Here is a 22,570-nt window from a genome sequence, read left to right on the forward strand (position 1 = left end):
GTCATTGCCTGCGAATGCGCCTCAGCGACTCGCGGTGAAGCGGCCTCGCGCCAGGAAGACGTGCCCGTCGTCGAGGAGCACCTGGGTGTCCGGCCCCGAGCGCCACGCGCCGATGAGCTCCTCCATGCGTCCGGGAGGCAGCGGCCAGATGCTGCCAGCGGGCGGCTGCTCCACCAGCACCAGGTCGTAGACGAGGTCATCGGGCTGCGGCCCGCCCACCGCGAAGACGTCGTCCCGCGCCCCCACCTCCGCGACGAGGTGGCCCTCCAGCAGCACCCGTCCGCCCGGATTCGCGGCGAGGACGTCCAGCGCGCGCCGGACGCTCGCGAGGCGCGGGCCCGTGGCGGGACAGTGCGCGGGGAAGACCTCCGGGGTGAAGGCGGTGCGCCACGCGGCGCGCGCGGTGTTGTCGTTGGTCGTGTAGAGCAGCAGCCCGGTCGTCAGCAGCACCCAGGCCGGTGGGCGGTGCTGGCGCAAGAGCGGAAGGAACACCATCACCGCGGCGGCCATCAGGGGCGCGCCGTACTGGAACCGCCACGCCATGCCCGTGAAGCGGATGGCCAGCATGGGCAGGAGCAGCGCCAGCCACAGCGGATCCGGCCTCCACTTGCGGCGCCACGCCCAGAGGCTCAAGGGGACGAAGCCCACCAGCAGCGTGCCGATGCGCGACACCTGCTTTCCGGCCAGCCGCTCCCGCAGGTACGCGCCCCACCCCTGCCCCTGCTCCGGCAGCAGCCGCGAGCGGTAGTCCACCGTCTGCCCCAGCCACCCCGAGCGCCCCACGAACACGAACGCGAGCCACGCCGCCGACAGCGCGAACACCGCCAGCGCGGCCCGCCGCTCACCGCGCAGCCACAGGCCTCCGGCGAGCACCAGGCCCACGAAGGGGAACTCCTCCTTGCACGCGAACAGCACCACCAGCGCGCCCAGCATCCACCCCGTGCGCTCGAGTCCATACGCCACCGCGAGCCACGTCCACGGCAGCATGGCCCACGTGGTGGGATGGATGGGAAAGGTGAGCGCGGCCGTCGTCCCGGGGTTGAACAGCAGCAGCGCGCCCAGCAGCGCGGTGGAGGCCCGGTCCAGCAGCCCCCGCGCCTGGAGCCACGCGAGCGGCGCGAGCGACAGCAGGACGAAGGCCCCTTCCGCCACGAGCCCCACCCACTTCGCGGGCAGCACCGTGACGAGCGGCCGGGCCAGCCACAGCACCGGGTCGAAGTGGTCCGCGAACAGGTGGACCTGCCGGACGCTGAGCCAGGGATTCGGCTCCTGGAATGACAGACGCGCCAGGGCCTGGGTGTAGATGCCCAGGTCATAGCTCGCGAAGCAGAAGCGGGCGGCCTGGAGCCACACCGGCGCCACCATCAAAACCAGCCACGCCAACACCAGCCCCGGCAGCAGGAGCATTTCCCACAATCGCTGTCGGACGGCGCCAGTCATCACGGACGGGCGGCATCCAAACGCCAAACACTCTCGCGGTCCACCTTCCGGAGGTCAGCTCGGGGACGGGATGGGCGCGCGGCCCGGCTCCACCACCTGCGGCCCCCGCCCGGGGAGCTGCACGTCGGCGTCGGCCTCGCGCTGCTGCCGCTTCGCCAGCATCTGCGCCTGCGAACGGGTGCGGTGCAGGCTCTCGCCCAGCCATTCATAGGCCCGGTGGAGGTAGAAGGACGCACCGCTCAGCGCGAAGATGGAGGCCACGAACCGCGTCTGACGGGGACGCAGCGTGGCGGACATGAGGAAGGACGCGGCCACCCACGGGCTCAGGCAGAAGGGGCAGTCCAGCAGCTCGCCCATCACGCGACGGAACCCCGTGCCACGGGCCTGCTCACTCACCTCGCCCGCGCTGGCGTTGCCCTTGAACCGCGTGAACGGGGCGCGCACCACCGCCGTGACCTTGTCCGCCGCCACCACCCGGGTCACGACATGCGTGGCGACGCCAAGCAGCGCGAGGTCGGGGCCGCTGAACCGCTCGGGGAGGCTCCGCCCCGACGCCCCCATCCAGCCCAGGAAGCCCAGCACGGTCGTGCTGAAGGTCCCCAGCAAGATGGCGTACGAGCCCAGCGGGTGCGTCTTCTCCAGGTCATACCCTTCGAATGGTCCCGTCTCCTGAATCGCTTTCATGGGGTGCACAGCCTCCGTGCCGCCAAAGCTGTGCACTCCCCCTGCCCCCAAGCATCCGGGCAGCCAGGCGCGCGGGCACTCGCTCCAGCGCGGCCCTACTCCGCCAGCGTCATGTCCAGGACCGCGGCCCCTCGCACGCGGCCTTCACGCAGGGCATGGAGCGCCTCGTTCGCGGCGGACAGGGGGAACGCCTGGACCTCCGTGCGCACCGGCACTCGCGGCGCCAACGCCAGGAAGTCCATGGCGTCCTGACGCGTGAGGTTCGCCACCGAGCGCACCCCGCGCTCCTCCCACAGGATGGAGTAGGGGAACGACGGGATGTCGCTCATGTGGATGCCGCCGCACACCACCACGCCGCCCTTGTCCACGGCCCTCAGCGCCGCGGGCACCAGCGCCCCCACGGGAGCGAAGAGGATGGCCGCGTCCAGGGGCTCCGGCGGCGGCGTCTCCGAGCCCCCCGCCCACACCGCGCCCAGCTCCCTCGCGAACGCCTGGCCCTTCGCGTCGCCCTCGCGCGTGAAGGCATGCACGCGGCGCCCCTGGTGCCGCGCCACCTGGATGAGGATGTGCGCGGCGGCGCCAAAGCCATACAGCCCCAGCCGGGGGCCCTCTCCCGCCATGCGCAGGCAGCGAAAGCCGATGAGCCCCGCGCACATCAGCGGCGCGGCCTCCACGTCCCGGTACGACGGCGGCAACGGGAAGCAGAAGCGCGCATCCGCGACGGTGTACTCCGCGAAGCCCCCGTCAATGTCGTAGCCGGTGAAGCGCGCCGTGTCGCAGAGGTTCTCCCGCCCGGAGCGGCAGAAGCGGCACTGCCCGCAGCTCCACCCCAGCCACGGCACGCCCACGCGCAGCCCGGGGGCGAAGCCCTCCACCCGCGCGCCCGCCTCCACCACCGTGGCCACGATTTCGTGGCCCGGCACCAGCGGCAGCTTCGGGCGCGTCAGCTCTCCGTCCACCACGTGCAGGTCCGTGCGGCACACCGCGCAGGCGTGCACCTTCAACAGCACCTGCTCCGGCCCGGGCTCCGGAATGGGCCGCTCCTCCTGCCGCAGGCGCTGTCCGGGTGCGTGGAGCACCATCGCCCGCATCGTCCCTGCCATGGCCCGCCTGCCTCCCCACCCGTGCCCTCCACGGGTGTCGAGGACAAGCTAGTCAGTGCCAGACGACGCGACCGCTGCCGTTGACCCGGAGCTGGGTCGACAGCGCATGGCCATACAGGTCCACGTTCCCCGAGGAGTCGAGCACGATGCTCGCCCCGCCCCCGTCCACGTACGCGGCCACCGGGCCGGAGCCTCGCGACGAGATGTTCACGTCCACCGCCCGGAGGCCCGGGGCGCCAATGCCGCCGCTGCCGTCCAGCCAGGCGTCGAGCCGGTTGGTGACGCCCTGGAGGGTCATGAAGCCGGAGCCGTCCACCCGGGCGCGCACGTGCTTCGCGGCCCCCTCGAACTTCAGGTCGCCGGAGCCGGACTGCGACAGGTCCACCCACTCGGCCAGGCCCTCGCCCGCCGCGCACAGCTCCATGCTCCCGGAGCCGCTGAGCTTCGCCTCCAGGGTGCGCACCCCGCCGCAGAAGCGCAGCGAACCGGAGCCCTTCGCCAGCAGCTTCACGTCCTCCTTCACGTGCTCGAAGCCCTCCACGCGCAGGGAGCCGGAGCCGTCCTGCGTCGCCCCCACCATGCGCGGGACGAGGACCTCCACGCGCGCCGGGCCCCGGGGCGCGAACGAGCCGTCCGTCTCGATGACCAGCGTGTTGCCGGGCGACACGAAGGTGCGCACGCGGTGCTGGAGGTTCTCATCCAGCGTGACCTTCACGTCCGGCGCCTCGCCCTCGCGAATCACCACCTCCATCGAGCCCCGGTTCTCCACGGTGGAGAAGCCGGTCGCCATGCGCGACTCCGTGACGGTGTTGCCGTCGCCCTGGAGTTCGTCGGTGAAGTAGCAGCCGGACATCAGCCCCGCCGCGAGCGCGGCCCATCCCAAGCGCTTCCACATGTTCCCCTCCCGTCCTTCGAATCAGATGCCGCGTCAGATCTGCACGCCCAGCAGGACGCCCGGCCACACGCGCACGGTGGTGCGCCCCCCGTCGGAGACGCTGCGCCACTCCGGCCCGATGCCCAGCTCCTCCCAACGGTCCCCGTTGTCCCAGGTCACGAGCGTGTTGCCGGTGACGCCGCCGATGAGCGCGAACCGCTTCGCCACCTGCCAGCCCGCCACCAGCCGCAACTGTCCCAGCACGTTCAAGCCGTCGCCATCGCGAAAGAGGTTGTCCGTGTGGACGCCGCTGCCAATGACATCCAGGTCGAAGAACAATGGCCCCGCGGGGATGTGCGCGCCAAAGCCCATGCCTCCCACGTAACGGCGCCGGTGCGTGTCCGTGCCCGGGTTGAAGCCCAGCGTGAGCAGCGTGTGGAAGTGCCTGCCGCCGAACTTCACCGCGACGTTGGTGTACGCGATGTCGCTGGCCCACAACTGCAGGTTCGCCTGGCCGTTGCCGATGAAGCTGAGCAGGCCCAATGCCTCGCCCTGGGACTCGCGCGCCACGTTGATCAACCCCAACTGGAGGCCGTCCACCTTGCCCGCCACGTTGATCAACCCCACCTGCGCGCCGGACACGTCCCCGCCCACGTTGAGGAGCGACAATTGCGCGCCCTCCATCCGGCCCGCGTAGTTGAAGCCCGAGGAGGCCTGGAGGCCCGACAGCGTCTGGGCGATGTTCGCGCCCGCCGCGGCCTGCATGCCCTTGAACGGCTCGGACGCGATGTTCGCGCCCACCGTGAACTGGCCCCCCACGCCGCCCGAGCCCGCGATGTTGGCGCCCACGGAGAACTGGCCGCCGGACAGCGCGCCGGCGGCCACGTTGCCGCCCACGGAGAACTGGCCGGCCACCGCCGCGCCCTTCACCACGTTGAGGCCCACCGCGGCCTGGAGGCCGTCCAGGTCGCCCGTGACGATGTTGCCGCCCACGGAGAACTGCGCGCCGGACGCGGCGCCTCGCACCACGTTGGCCCCGAGCGTGAGCTGCACGCCGGACAGGTCCTCGCCCACCCAGTTCGCGCCCAGCGACATGGCCGCGCCGTCCACCCGCTTCGCATGCGTCGCGAGCGCCCCCAGCGCGAACGTGGTCACCAGCCGCTCCGTGGCCGTGCCCGCCGTGCTCACGTGCGGCAGGGCCATCAGCACCACCGGGACGTGAAGCTCCTCCGCGTCCGAGCGCTGCCGGGCCACGGTGGCGGGCTCACCGCCCGTCGCCGCCTCCACGAGGGGCGCGGGCGACAGCGCGGAGACCGGCACCGCGACGGCCGTGGGCGCCGGTGCCTCCTGCGCTGGAGCAGCGTGTGACTCCGGAGCGGCGGTCCCCTCCGTCCGCTCCTCGGCCCCGGCCGCTCCCGCCGCCACCGCGACCATCACCCCGACACACACCGCGACCTTCCGCTTCATCGCCTGGACCTTCCTCGAAAGGGATTCGGCGAAGGGAACACCGCGGCCCTCCAGAACTGTCACCTGCCCGTCTTCGCGCCTCACGAAGCCCGGTGCCCGGCGCCTCCGGCCGCTACGCTCCCCCCATGTCCCGCCGAAGCAGTCCGGCCAGGAGAAGACCCCGTTCCTCGCCACCAAGGTCTGGACGCGCGGCAAGGCCGAGGGCGCGGCGCAGATCCAGGCGTCCCTCCAGAAGATGGGCCACGGCCGCATGGACCTGATGCAGGTGCACAACCTGCTGGACGTGGACGTGCACCTGCCCGTGCTGCGGGAGCTCAAGGCCGCGAAGAAGATCCGCTACGTGGGCGTCACCCACTACCTGCGCGGCGCCTTCGACGACCTGGAGAAGCACATCCAGAACAGCAAGCTGGACTTCGTGCAGTTGCCCTACTCGCTCGCGATGCGCGACGCGGAGGCGCGCCTGCTGCCCGCGGCGAGGGAGCACGGCGTGGCCGTGCTCGTCATGGAGCCCTTCGACAAGGGCCACCTCTTCCGCAAGATGAAGGGGAAGCCCCTGCCGGACTGGGCCTCGGAGTTCGACTGCTCCAGTTGGGCCCAGTTCTTCCTCAAGTTCATCCTGGGCCACCCGGCCGTGAACTGCCCCATCCCCGCCACGTCCGACCCCGCCCACCTGGAGGACAACGTGAAGGCGGGCTTCGGACGGCTGCCGGACGACAAGCTGCGCGCGCGGATGGTGAAGCTCTTCGAATCCTGACTACAGGTCCGCCAGCTCGGGGGAAGGCGCGTAGCGCAGCTCCCCGCCCGGCTCCAGCACCAGCCCGGTGCCGGGCTCGCCGGCCTCGTCGTCGCGCCCCACCTCCAGCACGCCCTCCTCCGCGTCCCACTGGCCCAGGTAGTACTCGCCGCCCGCGGCCATGCACGCGCGCCCCTCGGACACCACCGTCTCCACCACTTCCTTCTTGTCGCTGGTGAGGCGGTAGAGCGTCCACGTCTTGCCGTCCTCGCGGAAGCCCTTCACCAGGTCCGCCAGCTCCTCGTCGCGAGGCACCCCGCCCGCCTTCTCCTCGCGCGTCCACTGGCGCGGCTCCTTCGCGGGCTGCGTCTTCTGCCACGCCCGCGCCAGCTCCAGCAGCTTCTGCTGGGCGGCGTCCTGGAGCGCGTGCATCGCGTCCGGCAGCTCGATCTCCTCCAGCGCCAGCAGGGCCGTCTCCAGTTGCAGCGCCTTCAGGCTCCACTCGTTCCACGCGGTCTTCAGCATCCCTTGTCGCTCCCGGCCGTCACGCCTCGTTCCGAAGGACGAAACAAGCGAGTGGGCCCGCAACGCCCCCTATCACACGCCCGGCTGCCCGGGTGCCGACCCGGCGGCGCGGACGATGTTCGCCGCCCGACCGCTGCCTACCTTCAACCGCCAAGGGAGGCGAGCACATGACGACGACGAAGAGTCCGCAGGACGTGGTGGAGCACCTGGGCAAGCTCATCCACGGCATCAAGGTCGCGATGATGACGACGGTGGACACCGACGGCAGCCTTCGCAGCCGGCCGATGTGGACCTACGACAAGGACTTCGACGGGGAGCTGTGGTTCTTCACCAACGACCACACCCACAAGGTGGACGAGGTGCGGAAGGACCACCACGTCAGCCTCGCCTACGCCGACCCCACCCGCGACCGGTACGTGTCCGTCAGCGGCCGCTGCACGCTGATCCGCGACAAGGCCAAGGCGAAGGAGCTGTGGAACCCCGCCCTCAAGGCCTGGTTCCCCCAGGGGCTGGATGATCCGAACCTGGCCCTGCTGCGCGTCTCCGTCGAGAAGGCCGAGTACTGGGACACGCCCAACAGCAAGATGGTCCAACTGGTCGGCTTCGTGAAAGCCGTCCTCACCGGCGACAGGTACCACCCCGGTGACAACCAGAAGCTCGACCGGGGCGCCCCCCGCCACAACTGACGGGAACCCGGACAGGGCCGCCGGAAGACCGGCGGCTCCCACCCTCTTGAAACCTGACACGTGTGTCAGGGGGTGTGTGAAAGCAGGACAGGCTCAGACCCGTACCACTCCGGCCCACCCGGCAGGCGCACCCGAGTGAGCCTGCCGTGGTGGGTGAGACTTTTGTCCCGTGGTTGCTGTTTCTCTGACAGCGCCGTTCGTCCTGGCTTGTAACCCAGCCCCGGCCCGAGTCATGCAGCCGGGCGCCGCCGTGGTACGAGCCGGGCACCGTCCCGCACATCACGTTGAAGTGACAGACGGTTTAGAGTATCAACCATCCGCTTTCGAGATTTTCCACCTTCCGTCCGGCATTCCTGCCGGCGCCGGATGGACGGACTCGGAGACGCTCATTGGGCGGAGCGATTTCCCGCCTTTCGAAGGAATCAGGACGATGGAGAACAAGAAGAAGGTCGCGAAGCCCGAGGGCAAGCTGGCGGTGCTCATCCCGGGCCTGGGCGCTGTTTCCACCACGCTGATGGCGGGTGTGGAGCTGGCGCGGCAGGGCAAGGGCGCCCCCATCGGCTCGCTCACGCAGATGGGCACGGCCCGTCTGGGCAAGCGCACCGACGGCCGCACCGTGAAGCTCAACGAGCTGGTGCCGCTGGCCACGCTGGATGACGTCGTCTTCGGCGCGTGGGACATCATCAGCGAGGACGCCTACCAGGTGGCCGTGCGCTCGGGCGTGCTGACGGACAAGCACCTGGAGCAGGTGAAGCCCTTCCTCCAGGGCATCAAGCCGAAGCCGGGCGTGCATGATCCGGAGTTCGTGCGCCGGATCGCCGCGAACCACGTCAAGGCGACCAAGACGCACCGCGAGAGCATCGAGGCGCTGCGCCAGGACATCCGGGACTTCAAGAAGGAGCTCAACGCCAAGCGCGCCGTGATGGTGGTGTGCAGCAGCGTGGAGACCTTCCGCCCGCTGCCGGAGGCCTTCCAGACGCTGGCCAACTTCGAGAAGGCGCTGGACGCGAACAGCCCGGACATCAACCCCACGGCGCTCTACACCTACGCGGCCATCAAGGAAGGCGTGCCGTTCGCCAACGCGACGCCGAACGCCAGCGTGGACACGCCGGCGCTGCAGGAGCTGGCGAAGCAGGAGGGCGTGCCCGTGGCGGGCCGTGACCTCAAGAGCGGCCAGACGATGATGAAGACGGTCATCGCGCCCGCGCTCAAGGCGCGCATGCTGGGCCTGGAGGGCTGGTTCTCCACCAACATCCTGGGCAACCGCGACGGCGAGGTGCTGGATGATCCGCAGGCCTTCAAGGCCAAGGAAGTGACCAAGTCGAGCGTGCTCGACACCATCCTGCAGCCGGACCTGTACCCGGAGCTGTACAACAAGTACTCGCACAAGGTGTCGATCCACTACTACCCGCCCCGCGGCGACGCGAAGGAGGGTTGGGACAACATCGACATCACCGGGTGGCTGGGCTACCCGATGCAGATCAAGGTCAACTTCCTCTGCCGCGACTCCATCCTGGCGGCGCCGCTCGTCCTGGACATCGCGCTGTTCATGGACCTGGCCAAGCGGCTGGAGTGGCGGGGCATCCAGGAGTGGATGTCCTTCTACTTCAAGAGCCCCATGGCCCACCCGGGCCTGCCGGTGGAGCACGACCTGTTCATCCAGCTCACCAAGCTGAAGAACACGCTGCGCGTCGTCGCGGGCGAAGAGCCCATCACGCACCTGGGGATGGACTACTACGGGGATGACCTCCCGCTCTCCCGCTAAGAAGGACTCCGCGTTCAAGTGGCTCGTCACCGTCATGGCGGCGGGCCACTTCGCGCTGGTCGTCTCCACCGGAAGGGTCCGGTGGGAGCACGTCGCGGCGGACCTGCTGCTGGTGGTGCTGGCCTGGGCCGGCGCCGGCCCGCGGCGGTTCCTCCGCGGCGCGTTTCCGCTGTGGCTCACCGGCATGATTCTGGACAGCCAGGCGCTGTGGCTGGGGGTGCGCGGCACCATCCACACGGGCGACCTGTGGAACCTGGAGAAGCTGCTGTTCCCCGCCCCGGGCGGCACGCACTGGCCCGAGTGGTGGTCGCGTCACCCGAACACGCCGTTGGACCTGCTGTGCGGCTGGGCCTACGCGGCCTACATCTACGAGGTCTTCCTCGTGGCGCTGTGGTTCTTCTTCAAGAAGGACGCACGCTTCGAACAGTTGTGCTGGGCCTTCTTCGTGGTGAACGCCATTGGCGTGGTCACCTACGTCATCTACCCCGCGGCTCCCCCCTGGTACATCCTGAAGTACGGGCCGGGGCTCGCGGACCTGGCGGCGCCACCCAGTCCGGCGGGCACCGCGCGCTTCGACGCCTTCTTCGGCATCCAGTACTTCGCGAACTTCTACGGCCGCAACCCCAACGTCTTCGGCGCCATGCCGTCGCTGCACGCGGCCTACCCGCTGATGATGGTGCTCGTGATGTGGCACAAGGGCCCCGCCTGGCGGGTGGGGACCGGGCTGTTCGCGCTGCTCGTCGCTTTTTCCGCCGTGTATCTCACGCACCACTACGTCCTCGACGTGCTCGCGGGAGCCACCGCGGCGGTCGTGGCCTACGTCGTCGTGAGGGCTGTCTTCGCAAGACGGGCCGTGGAAGCGCCGGGAGTGGCGCCCATGACCCTGCCGTCTGGAGGGAACACCCGTGCATGACAACGTGCTGGCCTTGCTGAGTGGAGACCTGTCCCCCTCGGCGCGCATCTGGACCGCGCTGGCGCCCGCGCTGTTCGCGGTCGCGTACTTCCTCGTGGGCCTGGTGCTCTTCTGTATCCGGTGTGCCATCAAGGGCATCCCCCGGGACGCGGAGACGCTGACGCGCGGCAAGTCGGTGCTGGTGGGCTTCTTCCTGCGCCACTACTTCTTCTGGGTCATCCAGCCGCTGTGGACGGTGCTGTTGCGCTCGGGCCTGCCGGCCAACGCGCTGTCCATGCTGTCGGGCCTGCTGGGCGTGTCCTCCGGCGTGGCGGTGGCGGCGGGCCGCTTCGCGCTGGGCGGCTGGCTGTTCCTCTTCGCGGGCGTGCTGGACGTGATGGACGGCCGCGTGGCGCGCACCCGCAAGGAGGCGAACCCCGCGGGCGCGGCGCTGGACTCCGTGCTGGACCGGTACGTGGACTCCGCCATCCTGATGGGCCTGGCCTGGTACTACCGGGACACCTGGGTGCTGCTGCCCGCGCTGGGGGCGCTGATGGGCTCCTCGCTGGTGCCGTACGTGCGCGCCAAGGGGGAAGGCCTGGGCGTGAGCGTGCGCGACGGCGCGATGCAGCGGCTGGAGCGGGTGCTGTTCCTGGGCGTGGGCACGGCGCTGTCGCCCATCCTGGAGGCGCTGTTCTGGCCGGAGCAGAAGCACCCCATGCACTGGCTGGCGGTGGCGGGCCTGGTATTCGTGGCCATCCTGAGCAACGTCACGGCGGTGTCGCGCTTCCGCACGCTGGTGCGGGCCCTGACGCCCAAGAAGCCGGTGACGCAGCGCTCGGGTGTGGCGCTGTTCGGCTTCAACGCGGCGGCGGGCGCCATCGCCACGGCGGTGGACTTCGTGGCGGTGCTGGGCATGGTGGAGTGGGGAGGCATCTCCCCGGTGTGGGCCACGGTGGCCGGCTGCGTGCTGGGCGGCGTGGTGAACTACTCCATCAACCGGGTCATCACCTTCCGCAGCCAGGGGGCGGTGGCGCCGCAGTTGGCGCGCTACACGCTGGTGAGCGCCACCAGCGCGCTGCTCAACGCGGGCGGCGTGGCGCTGCTCACGCTGCACCCGCAACTGGCGTACACGCTGGGCTGGTGGGTGGTGCGCGGCGTCGTGTACTTCGCGTGGAACCTGCCGCTGCAGCGCGACTACGTCTTCAACGACACCTCGGACGAGCTCCTGGAGCAGCGGCCCCATGCGGCGTGACGCGCTCGCCCGCGGCTTGAGGGCCCTGCTGGTGGGGGCCCTGCTTTCGCTCCCGGGGGTGGCGGCGGCGGGTGGCGTGCTGAAGGTGTCCTTCGACTCCAGCGACCGGTACGGCGAGAGCTTCACCTTCGTGGCGGACGCGGACGACGGCACCTACGTGTCGGTGAACCTGACGGTGACGAACATCGGCCCGGGGTCGCGCACGGGCATCTGCCGCGCCACGGTCCTGCGGCCGGGCAAGCGCGCCTGGGCGCCGCAGAAGCGCCTGGGGGCGAACGACTGGAGCTACAACGCGGCCCTGGACCAGTTGACCCTGGGGGAGTGCACCGCCCGGGTCTCGGACACGGGCCTGACGGTGGACGCGGCCCTGGACAACGGCCGGGTGCAGTTGGAGTACGCGCGCAAGCCGGAGCCGTGGTCGCCGGACGGCTCCGTGGTGGAGAGCGGCAAGGACCGCTACCGCCATGAGGTCGTGCTGGCCGGCAGCCCGGTGACGGTGAAGCTGCGCGTGCCACAGCAAGAGGCGGTGACGCTGAAGGGCGGCGGGTACGTGGACCACTCGCGCAGCACGGTGGCGCCGGCGAAGGTGGCGAAGCGCTGGGTGCGCTTCCGCGCGCTCAAGGGGCCGCCCTACGCGGTGGTGCTGGGGCGCGAGGGCCAGGGCGGCGACTACGCGCCGGTGTACCTCTGGGAGGACCAGGGGGACGCGCGGCTGTTGGAGTCCTTCACGCTCAACCAGACGGGGACGAAGGACAAGAGCACCTGGCGGGCGGAGTTCACCGACCGCGACGGCAAGCCGGCCGTGACGCTCAAGGGCACGTCGCTGCTCCAGCGCAGCGCGCCGGTGGAGTCGCTGGGCGTGCTGAGCGGGCTGGTGCGGCCGATGGTGGGCTCGCCGGTGACGTACCTGCTGCGGGGCGTGATGGAGCGCCCGGGCAAGGCGCCGGTGGACGGCCTGATGGAAGTGACGTTGGAAGGCGAGTAGCGGAGCAGGGGTTCTCAGCGTGAGCGAGTCGTTGCTGCGGTCGGTGCATCACGTCCCCGGGGTCCGGGGGTTCGTGCGCAAGCAGGTGCTGCGGGTGGTGGCGCGCGGGGTGGAGTGGACCACCAAGCTGCCCGGCAAGCGCGCCCTCAACGTGTCCCAGGTGAACCCGTGGCTGCACGTGGGCGGCAGCGTGTCCCGCGCGCGCTACGGCGAGTTGAAGGCCCGGGGCATCACCTGTGTCATCGACCTGCGCGCGGAGCGCTGGGACGACCGCGAGGCGCTGGCGGCGCTGGGCATCGAGCTGCTCCACCTGCCGGTGACGGACCGCTACCCGCCGTCCGTGGAGCAGTTGTCGCAAGGGGTGAACTGGGCGCTGCCCCGGCTGGACGCGGGCGGCGTGCTGTACGCGCACTGCGAGCACGGCGTGGGGCGCGGCCCGCTGATGGGCCTGGCGGTCATGGTGGCGCGCGGCTGGGACGCGCCGGAGGCGTACCGGGCGGTGCGCCACGCGCGCTGGCAGGCCACGCTCAACGACCGGCAGTTGCGCGGTCTGGCGGACTTCGTGGCCGCGTGGACGGGCGTTCCGGAGAAGGCGGCCTGGGCAGCGGGGCCCGCCGCCCGCCGCTCCCCATCAGCGCGTCCATCCACCGGTTGCTGATGGCGAAGTTGCGGTCCGGCGTCGCGAAGTGGTGCGCCATGTGGTGCGCGCGCAGCGCCTTGCCCCAGGCCGTGCGCGGCGTGCGGTGGTGCGTGGCCCAGTGGAGCGTGTCGTAGGTCACGTAGCCCCAGACGATGCCCACGAAGTACGGGAGCATCTCCGCCGGGCGGCCCACCCACCACAGCGACACCCCGATGAGCGAGGACAGCGGCACGGTGACGATGAGCGGCATCACCAGGCGCTGCGAGTCGTCCGGGTACTTGTGGTGGTAGCCGTGCGCAATCTCATGCACCCGCCGGCTGAGCGGGCCCTTGCCCTCCCAGTGGAAGAAGAACCGGTGGATGCAGTACTCCATGAGGATCCACGTCAGCAGGCCCAGCGGGATGAACAGCAGGGCCCGCCCCACCGTCGTCCGTCCCCCTGACAGCCCCCACCCGAGCAGGCCCAGCGTGAGCGGGCCGTAGAGCAGGACCGGCACCGCGGGGTGTAGCTTCGAGGCCGCCTCGAGGAAGGCGTTCTCGAACATCCGGCCAGATTGATACCTGAAGTATGAGCGCCCCATACAGGACGAAGGTGGGGCCGGGGACCGCCGGGTGCCCATGCCCGTTCGTCCCTCCGCGGTGTTGCCTTGCGGACCGGCCCCGCCCTCCCCGGGCGCCTCAGCTCTCCGCGGGGCGCTGGCCTTCGTCGCCGCCGGCCGCCGGGGTGGACGTGGCGCTGCTGTGCTTGTTGCGCCAGCGGTCCACGAGCAGCAGGAGCGCCGGGAAGCCCACCAGCACGACCACCATGTTCACCGCGAAGCCCAGGTTGGCCAGGTCGCCAATGGAGTTGAGGCCCGGGTGCTTGGCGAACACCAGCGCCAGGAAGCCGATGGCGCTCGTGAGCAGGCCGCCCGTGATGGCCCGGCCCGTCTCCGCGTAGACGGTGACGAAGTCCGCGCCCGGCTCGCCCAGGCGCTCAATCAGGTGCACGCCCGCGTCCACCGTCGTGCCGATGAGCACCGGGATGACCACGATGTTCAGGTAGTTGAACTGCAGGCCCATGAGGGACATCAGGCCCACCAGCGCCGCGATGGACAGCAGCGTGGGCAGCATGCAGATGACCGCGTTGCGCAGCGAGCCCAGCGTCAGCCACATGGCCAAAAAGACGCTGACCACCGCGGCCACCAGGATGCGCGGGCCCTCGGAGGCCACCATGTCCAGGATGTCCGCCAGGATAAGCGCCTCGCCCGCCGCGGACACCTGGCTGCCGTCCGGCATCTGGAGGTTGCGCACCTCCTTGGTGAAGCGCCGCGTGCCCGCGCCGTCCGATAGGCTCACGTTCGCGTAGACCAGCACCACGCCGCCCTTCTGGCCGGCCGCGGGCTCGAACTGGCGGCGCAGGCTCACCGGCAGGTCCTCGCGCGTGAAGGGCTTCGCGCCCGTCATCTTCACCGCGCGCACCAGGTCGTCACGCTGGGCCTTGTCCACGCGCTCCGGGTCGATGCGCTGGAGCTTCTGGTGGATGGACTGGAGCAGCGCGTGCTTCTCCTCCTGGTGCTGGGGCACCAGGTCCTCCAGCGCGCCCACGAAGTCGATGGTGGAGTCCTTGCCGTACTTCTCCTTGCGCGCCTGGAGCTGCTTCACCACCTCGCGCTCCATCGGCTCCGAGTCCGTCAGCACCACCACCGGCGTCGCCGAGTAGCCCAGGATGTGGTCGATGCGCCGGTCCAACCGCACGCTCGGCAGCGACACGTCATCCAGCTTCGTGGAGTCGTAGTTGAAGCTCACGCGGTACGCCTGGCTGATGAGCCCCACCAGCGCCACGCCGATGACGATGGCCACCGCGCGGTAGCGGCGCGGCAGGAAGCGCGCCAGCATCGCCATGGGCCCGGACTGCGACTGGTGCTCGCGCGGCACCCAGCCCCAGCGCGACACCAGCCCCAGCAGCGCCGGCAGGATGAGCAGGTACGACGCCACGCTCACCATCATGCCCACCGCCGCGATGACGCCGAACTCGTGGAACGCCCTGAACTCCGACCACGACAGGCTGAGGAACGTGAGCGCCGCCACCAGCGCGGAGATGAGCGCGGAGAAGCCCGTGTGCCGGAACGTCTCCCGCACCGCCTCCTCCGACGTCATGCCCTCCGAGCGCAGCGTGCCCCACCGCCCCAGCAGGTGGATGCCGTGCTCCACGCCCAGGCCGCCCAGCACCGCCGCCAGGAAGCCCGTCAGCAGGTTCACCTGCCCGTACGCGACGCCCACGAAGCCGTAGGTCCACGACAGGCCCGCGACCACCGGCACCATGGTGAGGCCCACGGACAGGCCGCTGCGGAAGTGGAAGATGAGGTAGGCCAGCAGCAGCACCAGCGCCAGCGTGGACGCGCGCGCCAGGTCGCCGGTGATGACCGCCTGCTGGTCGATCTTCTTCTTGAACGTGCCGGTGATCTCCGTGCGGAAGCCGGGGCCGTACTTCGACAGGTCCTGCTTCGCCAGGTAGTCCTCCACCTGGGCGATGACCGTCTTGGAGTAGCCCAGGTCCGCGGACGAGCCCCGGGCCTTGAGGAGCATCACCACCATGCGCTCCTGCTGATCCAGGTAGTACAGGCCGCCCTGCCCCGCGAGCCGCATGTTCGCGCCGCCGGTGTACTTCTTCTGGATGTCGCTGAAGTCCAGGGACGGGGGCGCCTCTTCCTCCAGGCGCACGAAGAGCGGGTTGGCCTGCTCCTTCTCCCACGCGAACCTCGCGTCGATGCGCTCCTCGATGGTCTTCAGGTCCGGCAGGTCCACGTAGTAGAGGCCGTGCTCGTCGAAGAACTGGCTGGGCCGCTGCGCGTTGACGAAGCGGATCTCCGACAGCGTCGCCAGCTTCGGCGCCATGTCATCCACGAACTGCTTGAGCTGCTCGGGCTCCGCGCCGATGCCGGCCACCACCACGTTGCCCTGGCCGCCGAAGCGCGTGCGCAGCTTCTCCAGGTCCTGCACGGACTGGAACGACTTGGGCAGCAGGTTGGCCAGGTCCGCGTTGAGGCGCAGGTCGCGCGCGAAGAAGGTGCCGAGGCCCGTCAGGACCAGCGTCACGAACAGCGCCACCCAGGGCCTCTGGTGGCTGCGGGCCGCCAGGGAGCCCATCGCCGCCTCGAACCGTCCGGACCACCGCGTCTCACTCATGGATGTGATTTCCTGCTGAAAGCCCGCGCCTGACGGCCGGGGACAACCTTGAGCCCGAACGAACCGGGCCGCTCACGCGTATATGCCTCGGGCCACCGTGCGTCCAGGCATCGGCCCGGGGCCTCCACTGGCCGCATGCCCGGCCTGGGGAACAAGAGGCGCATCAACGAACGCCGCCATGTATGCCGCCCGGGCGCGAAGCCCGCCAGGGGATCCGCTTCTCCTCTGGGGATTGAGGCATTTTGCCCCACCCTTCCAGACGTGGCGGACGGGCGGAGCGACCCCTCGCGCCGTCGTGTCGGAGGATCGCGGCGTGGCCAGCTTCTGCTTCGACATGGGCCCTGCCAGGAGGCAGGCGCCGCTGGGGGGCATGGTCGATGGCCTCGAACCCGTCTTCAGCAGCGGAGCGCGCGTGGATGCACCGGGTGGAGCGCGCGATGGGTGCGCTGGCTGCGCACAACCACCGCCGCCCCTTCACGGCGCTCGTCTGCGCGCTGGTGCTGTCCGTGCTGGGGCTGCTGTCCGCGCGCCACCTGACCCTCAACGCGAACCTGGTGGACCTGCTGCCCCGGTCCTTCGAAAGCGTGCAGGCCATCCACACCCTGGAGCAGCGCTTCGGCGCCCAGGGGTGGGTGGTGGTGGTGGGAGAGAACGGGGACCCGGCGCAGCTCCAGAAGTTCGCGGAGGACGTGGCGCCGAAGCTGGAGGCGCTGCCGGGCATCCGCTACGTGGAGATCACCCGCCCCAGCAGCTTCTTCCGCGCCCACGCGCTCTACTTCCTGTCGCCCGAGGACCTGCGGGAGGTGGAGCGCCGCATCGACGCGCGCCTCACCTGGGAGAAGGCGCGGGCCAACCCGCTCTTCGTGTCGCTGGACGATGAGCCGCCCCCGCCGCTGGACTTCTCCGACCTGGAGCAGAAGTACGGCGGCGGCGCGGTGACGCGCCTGTCCAGCCACCCCAGCGACTACTACCTGGACCCGGACGCGCGCCGCGTGGTGGTGCTGGCCAAGCCGGAGGTGTCGTCCGCGGACCTCACCTTCTCCACGAACATCATCCAGGAGGTGCGGGGCGTCCTGCGGCGCGAGGACCTGTCGAAGTACGGCCCCGGCTTCCACACGTCCATCACCGGCTCGTTCCAGAAGAAGATGGATCAGCAGGCGCAGATCACCCGCGACGTGGCGGTGTCCTCCACGGTGGCCACGGTGCTGGTGCTGCTCTACCTGTTCCTGCACTTCCGCAGCGTGCTCGCGGTGGGGATGGTGCTGGCGCCGGTGGGCGCGGGCCTGGCGTGGACCTACGGCCTGGTGGGCGTGGCGTACGGCCGCGTCAACCTGCTCACGGCCTTCCTGGGCGCCATCCTGGGCGGCCTGGGCGTGGAGCACGGCATCCACCTCCTGGGCCGCTACCTCACGCTGCGCGGAGAGGGGTGCTCCTCCGAACAGGCCACGCGCGAGTCCTTCATGCACACGGGCGGCGCGGCGCTGGTGTCCGCGCTGGTGGCGGCGCTCACCTTCTTCGTGCTGGGCACGTCCAGGCTCACGGCGTTCCGCGAGTTCGGCGTCATCGCGGGCGTGGGCATGCTGGTGCTCATCCTGGCGTACGTGCTGGTGCTGCCGGCGGTGCTGGGGCTGGGGGCGCGCTGGGGCTGGAGGCCTCGCGCGAAGGCCACGGAGATGACGGAGGCGCCGCTGGGCCGCGTCATCACCCGCCGGCGCGGGCTGCTCACGGCGGTGTCCGCGCTCGTCGTGGCGGGCCTGCTCACGCAGATTCCGCGCCTGCGGTTCGACTACGACATCGGCTCGCTGCAGGACCAGCGCCTGGACTCGTTCGTGCTGGACCGCGCCGTCAACCAGCTCATCGGCTACTCGCAGGTCCCGCTGGTGGTGCTCACGCGCTCCCGCGCGGAGGAGGCCGCGGTCGTGCGGGAGCTCCAGGAGCGCAAGCGGCGGCTGGGCGCGAACTCCACGGTGGACTTCGTCGCGGCGCTCGCGAGCCTGGTGCCGGAGCGGCAGGCGGAGAAGCAGGCCATCCTGAAGGACATCGGGAAGCTGGTGGAGGACGTGCCCGAAGGGCAGCTCACCCCGGAGCAGCGCGGGCAGTTGGCGGAGCTGCGCAGGCAGGTGCGGGCGAAGCCCTTCACGGAGGCGGACCTGCCCTCCAGCGTGCGGCAGCAGTTCCAGGGGCGCGGCGGCCCGGGCACGGGCTTCGTGCTGGTGTACCCCTCCGCGGACCAGTCCGACGGACGGGCCATGCGCCGGATGGCGAAGGAGGTCCGCGGCATGACGCTGCCGGACGGCCGGCCCGCGGTGGTGGCCGGCGAGGCGATGGTGCAGGCGGACATCTTCAACCTGGTGTCTCACGAGGCGCCGTTCATCCTGCTGGGCTCCACGCTCATGGTGCTGCTGGCCATGTGGGTGACGCTGGGCGGCCTGCGCCTCGCGCTGCTGTGCCTGATGCCCACGGTGGTGTCGCTGTTCGCGGTGCTGGGGGTGATGCCGCTGCTGCGCATGGAGTTCAACTACCTCAACATCCTGGTCATCCCGGTGCTCATCGGGACGACGGTGGACGCGGGCGTGCACCTCATCACGCGGCTCGCGTCGCCGCGCAGCGACTTCGTGCGGGTGTACTCGGAGACGGGGAAGGCCATCTGCGGCGGCCTGCTCACGAGCGCGGTGGGGTTCGGCGCGCTGCTGCTCGCGGACCACCCGGGCCTCAACTCGATTGGCGCCCTGGCGAACGTGGGGTTCGGGATGAACCTGCTCATCATGCTGGTGACCTTCCCGGCGTTGCTGCTGGTGCTCTCCGACCGCAAGCGCCGCCGCCGTGCGGTTCCCCCGAGGCTCCGGGGTGAGCAACTCATGGAGGACGGCCAGGGTCCTCACCGGCCCACGCCCTCCCATCAGGCCGGGGTGTCGCCCGTCTGGCCCCATACCCGCGAGGAGTAGAGCGATGTCCCAACAATGGATCTGGATGAGCGTGGCGGCGGGCACCCTGGCGCTGGGCTCCGCGCACGCGCAGGTGGATCCGAACTCCGCGGGCGCCATCACCACCAGCCAGCCGAACCCCGGAGCACCTGCGGGCACCCCCGCCCCCCTCAGCGGCGTGTCGGCCAGTCCGGTGACCCAGCCCATTGGAGACATCACCGGCGCGAACACGGGCACCGGCGGCGCCGGCACGAGCACGGGCGCGGTGATTCCGCAGCCCTACAGCGCCCAGCCGTCCCTCTCCGGCACCGCGCCGTCCAGCCCCGGCAACGCCACCACCGTGACGGGCGGAGGCACCGTGGTGGCGCCCGGCTCGGCCACCACCGTGACGGGCACCGGCGCGGTGCTGGCCCCCGGCACCAGCTCCACCGTGGCGGGCTCCACGGGCTCCACCGCCACCACGGGCGCGCTGATGCCGCCCGCCACGACGACCCCCGGCACCCTGGCGCCGGGCGCCTCCACCAGCGTCGTCACGCCGGGGACCCCGACGGGCACCATGTCCAGCACGGGCGCGGTGCTGCCGCCGGCCACCGGCCTCACGCCGCCCACCATCACGGGCTCCCAGCCCACCACCACGCTGTCGCCGGGCGGCAACACGCTGACGCCGGACAGCAACACGTCCAGCAACTCCGTGACGCCCATTGGCGGCGGCAACGTGACCCAGCCTCCGAGCCCCTGAGCCCCCGAGGCCCGGGCTCGCCGGCTCGCACTCCAGGCCACCGGGCCTGACGCGCGCAGGACAACCCCCTTCCGCGCAACCCACCCCTCGCGTCCGCCCCTGCCGTCCCCCGAGCAGGCAGGCGGATGAGCCACCCCTGCACACACCCCGGGGCCTGCTCACCTTCGGTCCTGCAGGCAGCCAGGACCTTTCAAGCAGTCAGACTCCTATCGGGGGAATCCACATGAAGAAGTTCCTGAAGACCCAGCTCACGGTGGCGGCGGTTCTCGCGGGTGCTCTCGCGCTCGGCACGGGCTGTAAGTCGGACCAGTCCGCGACGCGCGGCACCGAGCCGGCGCCGGCCTCCGACTCCACCATGGGCACGGACTCCAGCGGCACGGGGACGGACACGACCGGCTCCGGCACCACCACCACGCCGCCGCCCAGCAGCGGCGGCTCCGGCTACGACACAGGCAGTACGTCGCAGGACCCGACGATGCCTCCGTCGGACATGGACACCGGCGGCTCCGGCACGACGGATGACTCCACGCTGCCGCCCGCGAACGACGACGGCACGATGGATCCGGGCACGGGCGGCGCGGGCACCGGCGAGGCCGAGCCCGGCGTGCACGACGGCGAGATGACCGAGCCGGGCACGGGCGGCTCCGGCATGGACACGGACGACAGCGCCATCCCGGACGACAGCGACCTGCCCAACGACTCCACGCTGGACCCGAACAACTCCGGCGCCAAGGGCAACATGACCACGCCGGTGCCGGACTCCACCGGCACGATGGCGCCCAACAACGGCACCACGCGCTAGGCCCCTTCGGGCTGTCCCTGGAAGCGCCCGCGGCCTTCACGGTCGCGGGCGCTTCGCCGTTTCCAGCGGCGGCGCTTCGCGCGCGAACAACGAGACCCCACCGACGCCCGGTGGCGTCAGCGGGGTCTGGAGACAACCGGTTCCTGGGAGGCTCAGGTCACCTTGACGCCCGGCGAGAAGGGCTGGCCCACCGGTTCGATGATGCGCGGGCTCCCGTTGTCCCCCGGCCCGTTGCCGGGACCTCCACCCGGGTCGAAGGTGGACGGCACGTGGCGTTCCCGCCGCTCCTCCTCCGTCCCGGCCTCGCGCGCGGGAGGCAGGTCCTCCAAGGGGATGTGCAGCACGTCTTTCTTGCTCTTGCTCATGACGAACGCCTCCTTTCCCCTCTCAGGTTGGGGTGGGCGGGGGCATTGCGCCACCGGGCGCCCCCCCGCCCGCATGGTCCCCTGCCTCAGAATGCGTCTCTCTTGGATGACAGGGAGCGGGCGGGGGCTTATCCAAAGAGGTCCAGGCAGCGCGCACCCATCACCGAAAGCGTCCAACGCATGAAGCTGTTGCTGGCAGGCCGACGAGGAGCAAGCGATCCGCTGTTCGCCCCCCCGGAGGCGTCCCTGCCCTGGCTTCAGCGCGTGGAGGCCTGGTTCCAGCAGGTGGCTGAAGGCGTGCTGGAGAGCAGCCATATCGAGGACGGCCCGCAGGGCGCGCCCGTGCTGCACCTGCGCCTGCACCCGGCCGCGGCGGAGGTCATGCTGCTCGCGGCGACCCAGGAGCGCGTCGTCGTGTCCGCGGACACCAGCGCCGCGGGGCCCGGCTACCACCGCTACCTGGTGGACCTGCTCAAGGGGCTGGGCGACCTGTACGGCATCTCCTGGGCCCCGCCCGACGAGGACGTGGGCGTGGGCGACGCCACGGGCTACTTCCACGGCGGCGACGTGGACCTGGTGGAGAAGCACTTCCTGGGCTGGCTCCAGCACTCGGTGGGTCAGGTGCTGCGCATGCGCAGCCTGGGCAACTCCGGCTTCGCGCTGTCCATGCGCTTCGGCCACACCTTCCAGCACCCGGGCGCGCTGCTCACACCCATGGGGCCTCGCGACGAGCGCTGGCTGCGCACCGTGCACGAGGACCCGCGGCAGGGCACGGACGTGTTCCCCTGGTGGAACCCCGGCGTGGACGCGCGCGAGCGCTTCACGCGCGCCCTGTGCCGCCTGTGGACGGACGTCGTCTGGCGCCCGCCGCTCCTGGAAGAGGAGCGCCAGCGCCTGCGCGACGTGGCCCGGCTGCTGGAGCAGGCCTGGCGCGAGGACCCCTCGCTCCCCTACCCGTGGCGCGAGTGGCAGGAGGTGCTCGGCTACCTGGGCCTGGGCGGGACGGTGGCGGAGGAGGTCCACCGCCGCGCCCTGGAGTCGCCCGGCGTGGGGCCGTCCATCGGCTACCGGCGGGGCTCCGTGCAGGTGGCGCTCCCGGAGGGCTGGGAGATTCGCATCCCCGGCTCGCTGGCGGAGGCGCGCCTGGGCGACGGAAGCTGGGTGGCCCGCGACCACCGCCGCACCGTGCGCGTGGTGCCCCTGGAGGACTCCGCGGAGGAGCCACTGGCGCCCACCAGCCCGGAGCGCAAGGCCCTGGAGCTGGAGCACCACGGCGCCCGCGTCAGCGGCCGCGCGTCCCTGCACATGGGCCCCGGCGAGTGCCGGCTGACGGCCCTGTGCCGCTCCGGCAGCCGCCGCGCCCTCTGCGTGGTCAGCTTCGATGATCCCGAGGAGCAGGACTGGGCCCTGGGCACCTGGCGTTCGCTGGACCACGCCGTCGCGGCCTGACGGGCAGGTTGTTTCAGCACCGACCACTTGCCAGAGCGCCGCCCGGTGGACAGTCAGCGCACCCGGACGTCTTGC

The 22,570-nt window shown here is 70.9% G+C and carries 19 protein-coding genes and 1 pseudogene; 11 read left to right on the top strand and 9 right to left on the bottom strand.

The window, feature by feature from the left end; genetic code table 11:
- Positions 1–21 precede the first annotated feature (21 nt).
- From K8556_RS08615 to K8556_RS08635, 5 genes are all read right to left on the bottom strand, one after another.
- A complete protein-coding gene (locus tag K8556_RS08615) occupies positions 22–1,407 on the bottom strand; it encodes a DUF2079 domain-containing protein (protein ID WP_223739540.1) in 1,386 nt (461 codons plus the stop codon).
- An 87-nt stretch (positions 1,408–1,494) separates the two neighbouring features.
- Positions 1,495–2,124 carry a DUF1360 domain-containing protein gene (locus tag K8556_RS08620; protein WP_223739541.1) on the bottom strand — a complete coding sequence of 210 codons (630 nt, stop codon included), beginning with the start codon at positions 2,122–2,124 and terminating at the stop codon, positions 1,495–1,497.
- A gap of 95 nt (positions 2,125–2,219) precedes the next feature.
- On the bottom strand, positions 2,220–3,227 hold the full coding sequence (locus K8556_RS08625) for a zinc-dependent alcohol dehydrogenase family protein (RefSeq protein ID WP_223739542.1): 1,008 nt from the start codon (positions 3,225–3,227) through the stop codon (positions 2,220–2,222).
- 52 nt (positions 3,228–3,279) lie between these two features.
- A complete protein-coding gene (locus K8556_RS08630; protein WP_223739543.1) occupies positions 3,280–4,122 on the bottom strand; it encodes a GIN domain-containing protein in 843 nt (280 codons plus the stop codon).
- A gap of 33 nt (positions 4,123–4,155) precedes the next feature.
- The gene (locus K8556_RS08635) at positions 4,156–5,568 is read right to left on the bottom strand and encodes a hypothetical protein (RefSeq protein WP_223739544.1); all 1,413 of its coding nucleotides are present in this window, start codon (positions 5,566–5,568) and stop codon (positions 4,156–4,158) included.
- Between K8556_RS08635 and K8556_RS08640 the strand changes: the two genes are divergently transcribed.
- The gene (locus K8556_RS08640) at positions 5,567–6,322 is read left to right on the top strand and encodes an aldo/keto reductase (RefSeq protein WP_223739745.1); all 756 of its coding nucleotides are present in this window, start codon (positions 5,567–5,569) and stop codon (positions 6,320–6,322) included. The two genes, K8556_RS08635 and K8556_RS08640, sit on opposite strands and share 2 nt — an antisense overlap.
- Here K8556_RS08640 and K8556_RS08645 read toward each other — a convergent pair whose 3' ends face one another.
- Complete coding sequence (locus K8556_RS08645; protein WP_223739545.1) at positions 6,323–6,826, bottom strand: hypothetical protein; 504 nt, start codon at positions 6,824–6,826, stop codon at positions 6,323–6,325. It abuts the gene before it with no gap.
- Positions 6,827–6,993: 167 nt separating this feature from the next.
- Here K8556_RS08645 and K8556_RS08650 point away from each other — a divergent pair, with 167 nt between their 5' ends.
- The 6 genes from K8556_RS08650 (at position 6,994) to K8556_RS08675 (ending at position 13,067) form a co-directional block, all read left to right on the top strand.
- Positions 6,994–7,512 (top strand): pyridoxamine 5'-phosphate oxidase family protein, encoded by a 519-nt coding sequence (locus tag K8556_RS08650; protein WP_223739546.1) that lies wholly within the window; start codon positions 6,994–6,996, stop codon positions 7,510–7,512.
- A 430-nt stretch (positions 7,513–7,942) separates the two neighbouring features.
- Positions 7,943–9,277 (top strand): inositol-3-phosphate synthase, encoded by a 1,335-nt coding sequence (locus K8556_RS08655; protein ID WP_223739547.1) that lies wholly within the window; start codon positions 7,943–7,945, stop codon positions 9,275–9,277.
- The gene (locus tag K8556_RS08660) at positions 9,255–10,190 is read left to right on the top strand and encodes a phosphatase PAP2 family protein (RefSeq protein WP_223739548.1); all 936 of its coding nucleotides are present in this window, start codon (positions 9,255–9,257) and stop codon (positions 10,188–10,190) included. Before K8556_RS08655 ends, K8556_RS08660 begins: the two co-directional genes overlap by 23 nt.
- Positions 10,183–11,424, top strand: a complete 1,242-nt coding sequence (locus tag K8556_RS08665) for a GtrA family protein (protein ID WP_223739549.1) — start codon at positions 10,183–10,185, stop codon at positions 11,422–11,424. Before K8556_RS08660 ends, K8556_RS08665 begins: the two co-directional genes overlap by 8 nt.
- Positions 11,414–12,409, top strand: coding sequence for a hypothetical protein (locus K8556_RS08670; RefSeq protein ID WP_223739550.1), 996 nt, complete (start codon positions 11,414–11,416; stop codon positions 12,407–12,409). Before K8556_RS08665 ends, K8556_RS08670 begins: the two co-directional genes overlap by 11 nt.
- Before the next feature lie 19 nt (positions 12,410–12,428).
- A complete protein-coding gene (locus K8556_RS08675) occupies positions 12,429–13,067 on the top strand; it encodes a phosphatase (protein WP_223739551.1) in 639 nt (212 codons plus the stop codon).
- Between the two features lie 25 nt (positions 13,068–13,092).
- On the opposite strand, the pseudogene K8556_RS39715 reads toward K8556_RS08675, so the two are convergent.
- Positions 13,093–13,668: pseudogene (locus K8556_RS39715) on the bottom strand (sterol desaturase family protein); the annotation flags it as partial.
- A 58-nt stretch (positions 13,669–13,726) separates the two neighbouring features.
- On the bottom strand, positions 13,727–16,216 hold the full coding sequence (locus tag K8556_RS08685) for an RND family transporter (RefSeq protein WP_223739552.1): 2,490 nt from the start codon (positions 16,214–16,216) through the stop codon (positions 13,727–13,729).
- Positions 16,217–16,593: 377 nt separating this feature from the next.
- Between K8556_RS08685 and K8556_RS08690 the strand changes: the two genes are divergently transcribed.
- From K8556_RS08690 to K8556_RS08700, 3 genes are all read left to right on the top strand, one after another.
- On the top strand, positions 16,594–19,161 hold the full coding sequence (locus K8556_RS08690; RefSeq protein ID WP_223739553.1) for an RND family transporter: 2,568 nt from the start codon (positions 16,594–16,596) through the stop codon (positions 19,159–19,161).
- Positions 19,162–19,165: 4 nt separating this feature from the next.
- On the top strand, positions 19,166–19,879 hold the full coding sequence (locus K8556_RS08695) for a hypothetical protein (protein ID WP_223739554.1): 714 nt from the start codon (positions 19,166–19,168) through the stop codon (positions 19,877–19,879).
- A 223-nt stretch (positions 19,880–20,102) separates the two neighbouring features.
- The gene (locus tag K8556_RS08700; protein ID WP_223739555.1) at positions 20,103–20,681 is read left to right on the top strand and encodes a hypothetical protein; all 579 of its coding nucleotides are present in this window, start codon (positions 20,103–20,105) and stop codon (positions 20,679–20,681) included.
- Positions 20,682–20,833: 152 nt separating this feature from the next.
- Here K8556_RS08700 and K8556_RS08705 read toward each other — a convergent pair whose 3' ends face one another.
- The gene (locus tag K8556_RS08705) at positions 20,834–21,046 is read right to left on the bottom strand and encodes a hypothetical protein (RefSeq protein ID WP_223739556.1); all 213 of its coding nucleotides are present in this window, start codon (positions 21,044–21,046) and stop codon (positions 20,834–20,836) included.
- Between the two features lie 180 nt (positions 21,047–21,226).
- Here K8556_RS08705 and K8556_RS08710 point away from each other — a divergent pair, with 180 nt between their 5' ends.
- A complete protein-coding gene (locus K8556_RS08710) occupies positions 21,227–22,495 on the top strand; it encodes a hypothetical protein (RefSeq protein ID WP_223739557.1) in 1,269 nt (422 codons plus the stop codon).
- The last annotated feature ends 75 nt before the right edge of the window (positions 22,496–22,570 follow it).

The sequence above is a fragment of the Corallococcus sp. AS-1-12 genome (assembly GCF_020036995.1).
In the GTDB taxonomy this organism is placed as follows: Bacteria; Myxococcota; Myxococcia; order Myxococcales; family Myxococcaceae; genus Corallococcus.